The sequence below is a fragment of the Candidatus Hydrothermales bacterium genome, assembly GCA_039630235.1.
In the GTDB taxonomy this organism is placed as follows: domain Bacteria; phylum Hydrothermota; class Hydrothermia; order Hydrothermales; family JAJRUZ01; genus JBCNVI01.
The window spans coordinates 1-12263 of the sequence record JBCNVI010000009.1 but is presented as its reverse complement, the minus strand read 5'-3'; the positions used below and the strand labels follow the sequence as shown (position 1 = coordinate 12263).

General features: G+C 35.2%; 12 protein-coding genes. 3 read left to right on the top strand and 9 right to left on the bottom strand.

Going from position 1 to position 12263, the window contains the following annotated elements:
• Window positions 1-44: 44 nt before the first annotated feature.
• The 9 genes from ABDH49_07825 to ABDH49_07785 are packed head-to-tail and all read right to left on the bottom strand — an operon-like array spanning window position 45 to window position 8967.
• Window positions 45-392: a hydrogenase maturation nickel metallochaperone HypA gene (locus tag ABDH49_07825; protein ID MEN3046867.1), complete on the bottom strand. Its 348-nt coding sequence runs from the start codon at window positions 390-392 to the stop codon at window positions 45-47.
• Entirely contained in the window at window positions 392-2059 is a 1668-nt protein-coding gene (locus tag ABDH49_07820) for a formate--tetrahydrofolate ligase (GenBank protein MEN3046866.1), read from the bottom strand. The genes ABDH49_07825 and ABDH49_07820 overlap by 1 nt, the downstream gene beginning before the upstream one ends.
• A 19-nt stretch (window positions 2060-2078) precedes the next feature.
• Window positions 2079-2552, bottom strand: coding sequence for a hydrogenase maturation protease (locus ABDH49_07815; GenBank protein ID MEN3046865.1), 474 nt, complete (start codon window positions 2550-2552; stop codon window positions 2079-2081).
• Window positions 2545-4011, bottom strand: a complete 1467-nt coding sequence (locus ABDH49_07810; GenBank protein MEN3046864.1) for a Ni/Fe hydrogenase subunit alpha — start codon at window positions 4009-4011, stop codon at window positions 2545-2547. Before ABDH49_07810 ends, ABDH49_07815 begins: the two co-directional genes overlap by 8 nt.
• 6 nt (window positions 4012-4017) lie before the next feature.
• Entirely contained in the window at window positions 4018-5004 is a 987-nt protein-coding gene (locus ABDH49_07805) for an oxidoreductase (GenBank protein MEN3046863.1), read from the bottom strand.
• Between the two features lie 12 nt (window positions 5005-5016).
• A complete protein-coding gene (locus ABDH49_07800; GenBank protein MEN3046862.1) occupies window positions 5017-5472 on the bottom strand; it encodes a hydrogenase iron-sulfur subunit in 456 nt (151 codons plus the stop codon).
• Between the two features lie 31 nt (window positions 5473-5503).
• Window positions 5504-7495, bottom strand: a complete 1992-nt coding sequence (locus tag ABDH49_07795) for a CoB--CoM heterodisulfide reductase iron-sulfur subunit A family protein (protein ID MEN3046861.1) — start codon at window positions 7493-7495, stop codon at window positions 5504-5506.
• Window positions 7496-7510: 15 nt separating this feature from the next.
• Window positions 7511-8398, bottom strand: coding sequence for a CoB--CoM heterodisulfide reductase iron-sulfur subunit B family protein (locus ABDH49_07790; protein ID MEN3046860.1), 888 nt, complete (start codon window positions 8396-8398; stop codon window positions 7511-7513).
• On the bottom strand, window positions 8395-8967 hold the full coding sequence (locus ABDH49_07785) for a 4Fe-4S dicluster domain-containing protein (GenBank protein MEN3046859.1): 573 nt from the start codon (window positions 8965-8967) through the stop codon (window positions 8395-8397). The genes ABDH49_07790 and ABDH49_07785 overlap by 4 nt, the downstream gene beginning before the upstream one ends.
• A 140-nt stretch (window positions 8968-9107) precedes the next feature.
• On the opposite strand from ABDH49_07785, the gene ABDH49_07780 reads away from it, so the two are divergent.
• The 3 genes from ABDH49_07780 to ABDH49_07770 all read left to right on the top strand — a co-directional run.
• The gene (locus ABDH49_07780; GenBank protein MEN3046858.1) at window positions 9108-10184 is read left to right on the top strand and encodes an alanine--glyoxylate aminotransferase family protein; all 1077 of its coding nucleotides are present in this window, start codon (window positions 9108-9110) and stop codon (window positions 10182-10184) included.
• Window positions 10181-11563 carry a class II fumarate hydratase gene (locus ABDH49_07775; protein MEN3046857.1) on the top strand — a complete coding sequence of 461 codons (1383 nt, stop codon included), beginning with the start codon at window positions 10181-10183 and terminating at the stop codon, window positions 11561-11563. Before ABDH49_07780 ends, ABDH49_07775 begins: the two co-directional genes overlap by 4 nt.
• Window positions 11560-12263 (top strand): hypothetical protein (locus ABDH49_07770; GenBank protein MEN3046856.1); only part of this gene is annotated, 704 nt, incomplete at its 3' end. The genes ABDH49_07775 and ABDH49_07770, both read left to right, overlap by 4 nt.

Genomic DNA, 12263 nt, shown 5'->3' with positions numbered 1-12263 from the left:
TCAAAAACTTTCAAATTTTAAAAAAGTTTAAAATTTTTTATATACTAATCTTTTATTATTTCTAAACTTTTCATCGTTATCTTATCACCTCTTAGCAGTTCACCTCCCATATTTTCGCAGTAGGGGCATAAAAAGGGAAAAGTATCGGCTTTAAAATCTTTTTCACAATTTAAGCATTTAACTTCTGGTTCAATCAGATCAATTATAAGTTCCGTTTCCTCAAATTCTGTATCTTTTTTTATTATATCAAAAATTTCTTTAAAAATCAGTGGTTCAGCGGATGCCAACTTACCAAACTCTAATTCAACTTTTAAAATTTTTTTTATATTCCTTTTTTTCTTCTCTTCCCTTAAAATTTCTATTAAATTTGTAGCTAAAGAGTATTCATGCATTAAAAGAGGCCTGAAATTACGCCATTTTCATCCATATCAATAATCGTAGCAGCTGGTTGTTCTGGAAGTCCAGGCATCTCAAGTATGTCACCACAGAGAGGAACTAAAAACTTAGCTCCAGACTTAATTCTTATATCATCAACCTTAATCTCAAAACCTTTCGGCCAGCCCTTTAGTTTAGAGTTATCAGAGAGTGAATACTGAGTCTTAGCCATACATATATAAAAGTCCTTAAAATTCAACCTCTCACATAACTCGACCTTCTTTAAAGCCTCATCCGAATAATGAACAGAAGCCGCACCGTAAACATTTTTTGCAATCCTCTCTATCTTATCCTTGATACCCATATTCACATCGTAAACTCTTCTAAAGTTATTTTCTTCTCTTTCAATAACTTCAATCACCTTTTTTGCAAGATCCTTCGCACCATCTCCTCCCTTTAAAAACCCCTCACATATTGCATTTGGAACTTTCTCTTTATCCAGAAAATCTTGAACAACTTTTATTTCTCTATCTGTGTCAAAAGAAAATCTGTTTATAGCCACACAGGTTCTGATTCCAAAAGTATTTTTGAGTATATTCAGGTGTGCCCTTAGGTTATCAAGACCTTTAACAAGGGCATCTTCATTTTCCCTCTTTAAATCTTCTTTTTTAATACCACCATGGAACTTTAAGGCTCTTATTGAAACAACAAGAACCGCTAAATCTGGGATAACATTAAGTTCTCTTGTTACTATGTTTAAAAACTTTTCTGCTCCGAGATCAGAGCCAAAACCACTTTCAACAACAGTATAATCGCAAGCTCTTAAGGCAAGTTCAATTGCTACAAGCGAACATGTTCCGTGAGCTATATTTGCAAAAGGTCCTGTATGAACTATCGCTGGTGTATTTTCGGTTGTTTGAACAAGATTAGGTTTTATAGCATCTTTCAAAAGAACAGTCATTGCACCCTGCGCCTTTAAGTCTCTTGCAAATACTGGCTCCTTCTTAAAGGTAAAACCTATAAGTATATTTGAGAGTCTTTCTTTAAGTTCAGCGTAATTCTTAGATAAACCTAAAATTGCCATTACCTCAGAAGCTGGCGTAATTACAAACTTTTCAAGTCTTAAAGGACCGTTTTTGATTGGATTTAGTCCAATTACCACATCTCTTAAGGATCTATCGTTCATATCAATAGTTCTTGGCCATAACACGTTATTTGGATCTATTCCTAAGGAATTCTTATGGAAAATAGATGCATCGATCATTGCTGAAAGTAGATTATGAGCTGAGGTAACAGCATGAAAGTCTCCTGTAAAATGAAGATTTATATCTTCCATTGGTAAGACCTGGGCATATCCTCCACCTGTTGCTCCTCCTTTAATTCCAAATACGGGACCAAGTGATGGTTCTCTTAGGGCAACAGCTGAAGTTTTACCTATTTTCCAGAATCCCATAGATAGCGATATTGAAACAGTTGTTTTGCCCTCACCAAACGGTGTAGGGCTTATGGCTGTGACAAGTATTAACTTTGCCCTTCTTGCCCTATCTTTTAAAAAATCCAAATTTATTTTCGCTTTATATTTTCCATATAACTCCAAAAATTTCTCGTCTATACCTAACTTCTCAGCAACCTCCCTTATATCTTGTAATTTGATTGATCTTGCAATTTCAATATCTGTTTTCATGGCTTTTTTTATTTTTTATTTAAATTTTAAAAAACTCCTTAATAATTTTTTCTATTTTGTCTAAAATTTCCGGTATTTTATTTTTTAAACTCTCAGAGAGAGAAAGTCTAATAGTGAAGGGATTTTCAACTGAGACTCCTATAATAAGAATCTCCCTTGGAAAAGGTAGTTTTAACTTCTTAGCAATTTGAATAAGCTCCGGAATCCCTACGTAATGATTACTTTTTATTCCATTACTTTGTATGTCTTTTCCATTGAATATATATAAATTTCCAACATCCTGCTTTCCGGTGTATATACTATCAATTATTATTGCCTTTTCATAGGGAGAGAGAAAGTCAAGCAATGAAAGACCCATCTCCTCTGTCGACACCACATCTACTAGATCCTTGTACTTTCGAGTTAAAAATCCCGCTATGTATATACCAATCCCGTCGTCCCCTCTTATCGTGTTTCCAAGCCCTAAAATAACATTTTTCCTTTGATTACTCAAAGTTTTTTATAGTTTTAATTATTTCGCCATTTTTATTTCTTATGTTTATTAGAACAGGAATGTTACCGGGTAATGAATGGGTACCACAGGCATGACAGGGATCATAGGCTCTGAACGCCATCTCTACCATATTTAAAATTCCCTCATCGTATTTTCCTTCTTTTATAAGACTCTTTGCAGCCTTATCGATCGACATAGAAATACGAGCTGAATTATTCTGAGTTGCCACTATTAAGTTTGCCTTTGTTATATACCCTCTTTCATCTGTCTCATAATGATGTATAAGCGTACCTCTTGGTGCCTCTACAACTCCTATTCCCACGGTAGGTGTCTCTGTCGGAATATTTCTTATGTTATCTGAGGTAATCTCTGGATCTTTAGCAAGTTCAAGAAACCTCTCTGCAGCATAAATCATTTCAACTACTCTTGCCCAATGATTAGCAAGTGTATGATGAACAGGTTTTCCTCCCAAAGTTTTATAAAACTCCTCATAGGCCTCCTGAGCTCTAGGAGTAGAAATACCCTCACAAGCGTTAAGCCTTGCAAGTGGTGCTACAGAGTATATACCGGAATCTTTGCCATCAACAAAACCCTTCCACCCAACTTTCTTTAAGAAGGGAAACTTAATGTAGGTCCAATTCTCGACATGTTCTGCTATATACTCTCTATAGTTCCTCACATCAAATAAAGCGTATTCTTTACCCTCAGGATCAACTACTCTTATTTTACCGTCATAGAAATTAAGCTTTTTATTCTCATCTACAAGTCCCATGTAGTAAGTTCTATGGGTATAGGCATCTGATAAAATAAGATCAACGTACTCCTTATTTGAAAGAACGATATCTTTAAAGACCTTAAGAGTAAACAGGGCAAATTCAACTCCTTTTTCAGCAACTTTTATAAAGTTTACTACTTCTTCTTTTTTTATTCCTCTTGTAACTCCACCAGGTACTCCCCAGGCAGGATGTATCACTTTACCTGCAAGAAGTGTCATCAGTTCTCTTATTTCTCTTCTCACTGATATAACCTTTTTCCCGACCTCAAGACCAACTTTCTGAATTACTCCTAAGACATTCCTTTCTGCCTTTTTAGCCTTTGGACCAACTATAAAGTCAGGACCACCTAGGATATAAACATGAAGAGCATGATCCTCAAGCATAAACATGTTGTATAGCATCTCTCTTAATTTTTTCGCAGGTGATGGAGGTTGGACTTTATATAAGTCATCTAATGCCTTTGTGCTTGCCATGTGGTGAGCCGTTGGGCAAACACCACAAATTCTAGCTGTTATTATAGGCATATCTTCAGCAGGTTTACCCTTTACGAAAATCTCAAATCCTCTCAGTTCTGGGACGACAAGGAAAGCTCTTTCTACGTTCCCCTTTTCGTCAAGAAAAATTTCAATTTTACCATGACCCTCAAGTCTTGTTATTGGATCAATGGTTATTTTATGTTGCATCATCTTTTAACCTCCGTTTTTTTTAATCTTTGTATCAAAAATTAAAGATTTTGGTAAAGAATATCTATAAACTATGGCAAGAGGGTTTGAAAGACCCTCATCTATAATTTTTTCTATTTCTTTTTCATCATTTGAATCAATTATTGATGCAAGAAAAGAAACAGCCTTAGCTCCATAATCTTTAACATCATCTAAAGGCCCAAAACAACCTGTGCAAGGATAGTTAGCTTTAACACACAAAGCCTCACAACCTCCTCTTGTAACTGGACCAAGACAAGGATAACCCTGAATTAATAGACATTTATCAGGTTCAGGTTGAGTTTTATCAACTCTTTTAAATTTCTTCACATATATTTTTTCAGGTTTTGTCTCATTTAGAGGACATTCGTTGCATAAGCTCTTACTACTTGCTCCCAAAATAGATCCCTTTTGAGGAAGTTGAGATGAAAAAAGTGCATCTATTGCATTTTTTACAACTTTTCTTGTTGGTGCACAGCCAGGAATGTAATAATCAACATCAACAACCTGATCAACTGCATAAACTCTACCATAAAATTCTGGTATTTCAAAAGCAAAATTACCTTCAATAAAATGAGGTGTTGGCTTTTTATCCTCCGGATTAAATACAGTGTCACCGCTTTTATAATAAAAGTTTAAAATTTCCTCTCTTGAGTAACAATTAGCAAGTCCTGGTACTCCACCGGTATAGGCACAGGCACCAAAGGCAATGAGTATCTTTGATTTTTTTCTCAAAAGTCTTACCATCTCCTCTTGTTCAGATGTTCTTACTGCACCGTTAATAAATGTAACTAAAATTTCCTCATCCTTTAGATTCTCCACATCCTCTCTTTTAAAATCCATAGCAACTGGCCATAAAACAAACTCAGCCTTTTCTACAACCTGCAAAATATCTTCTGCCAAGTCAACCATAGCCTCCTCACATCCACCACAGGAGGCACACCAATAAAAAGCTACCTTTGATTTTTCTGCCATATCTTACCCCCATTACTTTTTATGTTCTATCAAATTTAATTTAAAAGCCCTATCCTCAGTTATGGGTCCCAAACTCCTTATTTCCTCTGTAAACTCCCTTACTACCCTTTGTAATTTTTCACCTTCTGAAGCAGATATCCACTCCAGTCTTAGTCTTTTTTCATTTATTCCTATTTCTTTTAAAACTCTTTTTAAAAGAAGATATCTTCTCAAAGTCTTATAGTTTCCCTCAATATAGTGGCAATCACCTGGGTGGCACCCCCCTATAAGTATCCCATCTGCACCATTTTTAAAACCCCAGAAAATAAACTGAGGATCAACTCTTCCAGAGCACATAGTTCTAACTATTCTTATGTTTGCAGGATAATCCATCCTTGAAACACCGGCTAAATCAGCAGCAAGATAAGTACACCAGTTACAAAAGATTCCCAATATTTTGGGTTCAAACTTATTGTTATTATTATTCATCTATTATACCTCCTTTTAAATTAAATAACTTTCAAAGTAGGGCTCCCTCAATCTCGGCATATAACTGTTCATCAAGGAATAACCTCTGTTGAGCAGCCTTTGAAGGACATGCTGCCACACAGACGCCACAACCTTTGCATAAAGCCTCATTTATTACAGCAATTTTCTTTTCTTCATTATAAGAGATGGCTGAATAAGGACAAAGACCAATGCATATATGGCACCCAGAGCACTTTTCCTCATCGATCCATGCAGTATTTGGTTCAAGTTCAATTCTCTTTCTATCTATAAGAGCTAGAGCTTGAGCTGCAGCTGCTTCAGCTTGAGCAACTGTATCTGGTATATCTTTAGGACCTTGACATGCTCCAGCAATGAAAATTCCATCTGTAAAGGTTGCTACTGGAGCAAGTTTTGGATGCCTCTCAAGGAACCAACCCTCTTTTGAACAAGATATATTTAAAAGTCTCCTTATCTCATCAGCATCAGTTCGTGGTTCAAGTCCTACAGCTAAAACTACCATATCTACAGGAATTCTCCTTACAACACCTATAAGTGTATCTTCAACTCTTATAATAAGTTTTCCCTCTTCCTCCGGTGTAACAGCCCAATCTGTAACCTCTGCAACCTTACCCCTTATAAAGTGAACACCCTCTTCCATTAATTTGTGATAAAACTCTTCATAACCCTTTCCAGGAGTTCTCATATCGATATAGAAACAGTAGACTTCTGCATTGGTTCTCTCTTTGATTAGATGGGCAAGTTTCAAAGAGTACATACAACATACCCTTGAGCACCAGATGTTGTAATTTTTGTCTCTTGAACCAACACAGTGAATTATTCCAACTGATTGGGGTCTTCTACCATCTCTTAGAATAATTTCTCCACCAGTTGGTCCTGATGAATTAACAAGCCTTTCAACCTCTAAGGCAGTGTAAACATTTGGATACCTATCGTAACCATACTGTGGGATTCTTGAAGGATCAAATGTTTTAAAGCCAGTAGCTACAATTATTGCTCCTACTTTAACTTCCACAATTTCATCTCTCATGTTAAAGTCTATTGCTCCTCTTTCACAGGCCTGTTGACAAGTCCTTTTGCACTTACCTGATAAAAACTGTATACATGTTGCTGGATCTATAACTGCTGCAAGGGGAACTGCCTGTGGAAAGGGAATATAAATCGGTTTTCTCTTTGAAAGACCCTCATTAAACTCATCAGGAAACTTTCCTTCTTTGTATACACAGGCCTCAATACATTCATAACAACCTACACACTTTTCAATATCAACGTATCTAGCTCTTTTTCTAATCTTAACAGTGAAGTTACCTACATAACCATCAACTTCTTCAACCTCAGAATAAGTAAAAAGTTCGATATTGGGATGATCTTTAACTTGAGTCATCTTAGGAGTTAAAATACATGAGGCACAATCAAGGGTTGGGAAAGTTTTATCAAATTTTGCCATATGGCCACCTATTGAAGGCTCTCTTTCAACAAGATATACCTTTTTACCGGCATCGGCTAATACAAGGCTTGCAGAAATTCCTGCTATTCCACCACCTATTACTAACACATCTGGATGTATCTCTTGAGATTTTCTTTCAAGACTTTCATGGAAAACCACCCTATAAACAGCAGCTCTTACCATTGCCTTTGCCTTTTCAGTAGCCTCCTTTGAATCTTTTGTTACCCAAGAAACATGCTCTCTTATGTTCGCCATCTGAAAGTTAAAGGGATTTAGTCCAGCATCCTCACAAGCCTTTCTAAATGTATGCTCATGAAGATGAGGAGAACACGAAGCTACAACTATTCTGTTTAATTTCAGCTCCTTTATATCGTTTTTAATTAATTCTTGACCAGGATCGGAGCACATATACTTATACTCTCTTGCAACAACAACGTAGGGAAGTTTTGAGGCAAACTCAACTACCTCTTTTATGTTCACTCTTCCAGCTATATTTGTTCCACAATGACAAACATAAACACCCACTCTAATTTCCCCGTCTCCCCTTATTTTATTCATATTCAAAACCTCCTTTTAAACTAATGCTTTTTGATATAAAATATCAGGGTAAATTAAACTATGTTCAAAACCTAACTCTTTTTTATCTATTTCAAGGGCAACTCCTAAAAGTTGGGTAAAGAATATAACTGGTATACCTAACTTATCATTAAAGGTTTTTTCCATTTTATCTTGATAGGCTTCAAGATTAAATTGGCAAAGAGGACATACCGTTACAATCAGATGAGCCCCCCTTCTTTTTGCCTCTTTAATTATAAGATAGGAGAGCCTAAGTCCCACACTTTCAAGAGTTCCAGTTAAAGATCCACCACAACATTTTGTTTTTAGTGGACTTTCTACTGTTTCAGCCCCTGTGGCTCTAATAAGTTCATCAAGCTTAGTAGGATATCTCGGATTATCAAAATCGGTAAAGGGTCTTACAAGAAGACATCCATAATAGGAGAAAACTCTTACGCCATTCAGTTTTCTTTTTATATTTGACTTTATGTTTTCTATACCTATTTCGTTTATGATCACATCAAGAGCGTGTCTTACTTTTACATATCCTTTGAAGTATTCTTTTAGACCGATTTTTTCTAATCCTTTAAGTATTACATTTTTTACATCTTCATATTCTTCAATATATTTTTTTGCCTTATTTAATACTGCGTAGCAAGCTGGACATGGTGCAACAATATCTTTATTTTCTTTTTCTGCTATAGCAAGATTTCTTGCCGCAAGGGAAAAGGCTGCCATTTCATCTATAGACATATAGCTTGTTGCTCCACAACAATTCCAATCTGGGAGTTCTGGTGCTTCAAAACCAAAATACCTGAAAACAGCAAGTAAAGACTTCTCATAAGCAAGACTTGTACCTTTTAGAGAACATCCTGGATAATAAAAAAATTTTTTATTCTCATTCATTTTTTAACCTCCTCAAGCAAAGTCTTTAAAGATTTTATGTCTTTTATTTTTTCTTCTTTAAAGTGAAGTTTTCCTTTTCTTAAAAGTTTAAGACCAAATAGAGAGTTCTTTAAAATTTTAAATAGAGAGATTTTTAGCCAAACATTCATAACAAGTCTTGATTCAGTTTGTCTACCCTTGCTTACAACAATATCAAAGAATGCTTTAGCAAGAATAGGAATGGGAAATCCCTTAGGGTATTTTCCTTCCTTTATAGCCATTCTTTTTAAGGTATACATGATATCTGTTATCTTTATGTTTTGAGGACACTCAACTGTACAAGCGTAACAGGAGGCACATAGCCAAATGGTTTTTGAGGATAAAACCTCATCTTTAAAACCTTCCCTAACCATTGCGATAATTCTTCTTGGTGGGTAATCCATATAAATAGAAACAGGGCAAGTCCCAGAACATGTTCCACATTGAATGCAACTGGTTAAACCTTCACAACCCGGCATACTTAACACTTCCTTTGTAAAAGACCTATTTAATTCTCTTTCATATTTAATTGTTCTTACAAAATGTTCCATCTTCCTTTTACGTGCCCTCCGGATTTGAACCTAACTTTAACAATTATAAGCAAATTCTGTTCCATACGAATTTTATTTTATTTTGTGTATCTTTGATACATTTTTTTGAGACACAGAGAAACATTTTCTTATAATTAGTAATGGAAAAAAGGAAAAAGTTATTCATCCCTGGGCCTACGGAGGTTGTGGAGGAGGTGCTTGAAGCTCAGAAAAGGTGGATGATTGGTCATAGAGAGAAAGATTTTTCTGTTCTGTATGAAAGGATAATAGAGAAGTTAACCAAGCTCTTAAAAACAAAGAATTTCGTTACTGTTTTTACCTCCTCCGCTACTGGTGTAATGGAAGGTTCTATACGTAATGTTGTTAAGGAGAAAGTTCTTTCAACGGTATGTGGAGCATTCTCCCACAGGTGGGCTGATATTGCCCTAAGATGTGGAAAAAAGGTAAAGAGTATTGAGGTTGAATGGGGTAAAGCAATAAAGCCTGATATGGTTGAAAGGGAGCTTAAAAATAATGGGTATGAGGCAATTCTTATAACACATAATGAAACCTCAACAGGTGTTACAAATCCATTAAAGGAGATAATAGAAGCGGTAAAAAGCGTATCTCCTGAAACCATTATTTTGGTTGATGCTGTAAGTTCTTTAGCGGGGATAGAAATTTTAATTGATAACTGGGGGATTGATGTAATTTTTGCGAGTGTTCAAAAGTGCTTTGCCTTACCTCCAGGTTTAACTGTCACGGTTGTAAGTGAAAGAGCATTAGAAAAGGCTAAAGAGGTGAAGGATAGGGGCTACTATTTCGATTTTCTCGAAATGAAAAGATATTACGATGAGAGAAGGCAGACACCAGCTACTCCAGCGATCTCTCTTTTATATGCCTTAGATGTTCAACTTGACAGAATGCTTAAGGAGGGTATTGAAAATAGATATAAAAGACACTATGAGATGGCAGAAAAAGTAAGAAGATGGGCAAAAATAAGGGGATTTGAACTATTTCCAGAAGAGGGGTTTGAAAGCAACACTGTGACTGTAATAAAAAATAACAGGAATATTGATGTTCCTAATTTAATAGATAAATTAAGAGAGAGGGGGTTTAAGATAGCAAATGGCTATGGGAAACTTAAGAACATAACCTTTAGAATAGGGCATATGGGGGATTTGAAAGTAGAGGAAATTGAGAAACTCTTAGAAAACATTGATGATTTAATAAGTTGAGTGGTAAAAGGATAGAGGAAGATTCCTTCGGGAAGGTAGAAGTTTTAGATAGGTACTATTACGGAGCACACACTCAACGCGCCTTAGAGAATTTTTCTGTCTCTGATTTTAAGGTTCCCTTTGAGCTTATAAGGTCGATAGCTTTGATAAAGATCTGTGCGGCTGAGGTTAATTATGAACTTTCTAATCTTGATGAAAAGATTTACAAAGCGATAGTAAAGGCTGGAGAGGAAATCTATGAAGGTAAACTAAGTGATAATTTTCCGTTGGATATTTTTCAAACAGGTTCGGGGACAAGCACAAATATGAATGTTAACGAGGTAATTGCAGGAAGAGCTAATGAAATATTAACTGGAAAAAAAGGTGGCAAAAGCCCCTGTCATCCTAACGACCATGTAAATATGGGGCAATCCTCAAATGATGTAATTCCTTCGGCTATGCAAATTGCCTGTAGAATACTACTTGACAATTTAATTTTGGAGCTTAAAAATCTTGCGAAAACATTTAAAGTTAAGGAGAGGGAGTTTAAGGGAGTTATAAAGATTGGGAGAACTCATCTTCAGGATGCAGTGCCGATGACTCTTGCACAGGAGTTTTCAGGTTACAGGTCTCAAATTGAAAGTAACATAAAAAGAATAAAGAAAGTCTATGATAGCCTCTGTGCCTTACCTCTTGGAGGGACTGCTATTGGCACTGGTTTGGGTGCTCATCCAGAGTTTGGAAAGAGAATATGTGAAAAAATTTCAAAGAGAACAAAAATTAAATTTAGAGAAGCAAAGAATAAATTTGAGTATATTTCCTCAAGAGACTGTATGGTTGAGCTTATGGGAGCTTTAAACACGCTTGCCAGTTCACTTATGAAAATATCAAACGATTTAAGACTTCTTTCAAGTGGACCTTTGGCAGGATTAAATGAGATTGAACTTCCTACTCTTCAGGCAGGTAGTTCAATAATTCCAGGAAAAGTAAATCCAGTAATTCCTGAGATGATGATACAGATATGTGCCTTTGTTCATGGTGCTTATAATTCTGTAGTAATAGGATCTGAAACTGGACCTCTTGAACTTAACATGATGATGCCCTTGATAGCATTTTTTACAATAAATTCAATTAAGATCTTAACGAGGGGGGTTAGTATACTTAACGAGAAGTGTCTTATAGGGATAAAAGCCAATAAAGATGTATGTAGGAGATATGCTGAGATGAGTTTGGCACTTATAACACCTCTTACAAAAAAGATAGGTTATGATTTAGCTTCGAAGATAGTATTAAAGGCAAAGAGGGAGAAAAAAACACTCAAAGAGATGCTATTAGAGGAGAAGATTTTAAGTGCAAAAGAAATTGATCAAATTTTAGATCCCTTTAAAATGATCAAATGAAAAAGATTTTAAAAAAGTCTTTAAAACTTAGGGTTTTATTTCTGGTTCCCTTTTTAATTTATCTTTTATTTTGTCTTTTGCTTTTTGATATAAAGGTTGATACGGGAGGGGATAATGTTGTTTACATGATACTTGCTAAGTCTATTGCTGATCATAAGAGTTACTCTAATTTACATATAGTTTCTTCTCCTCCTCATAACCGTTTCCCACCCTTTTTTCCTTTACTTCTTGTTCCCTTCTATAAAGTTTTTGGATTAAATGAATCATTTTTAAAAATCCTTCCGTTCATCTCTTCTATCTTTTCTTTTATTTTTCTTATTTTTATAATCAAAGATTTTTGGATAGTACTTGTTTTTTCAGTTACTCCAATTCTAATCAGTTATAGTAGTAAGTTACTATCTGAATCAACTTTTCTTTTTTTCTCTCTTTTAGCAATATATTTTGTATTGAAGGGAAATTATTTCATTTCTTCGATTTTTTCAACAATAACATTTTTTATAAGAAATTCAGGAATTGCCCTTGTTTTTGGGCTATTTACGCTTCTTCTAATCAGAAAGAAATTTAAAGATTTTTTAATTTCAGCAACAATTTTTTTCATTCCAACATTTTTGTGGTTTTTAAGAACAAGAGCAACATTAAAAAGTCCTGAAGATACCTATTATTTTGATTTTATATACAAAAATCCATATAATCCAGAAAT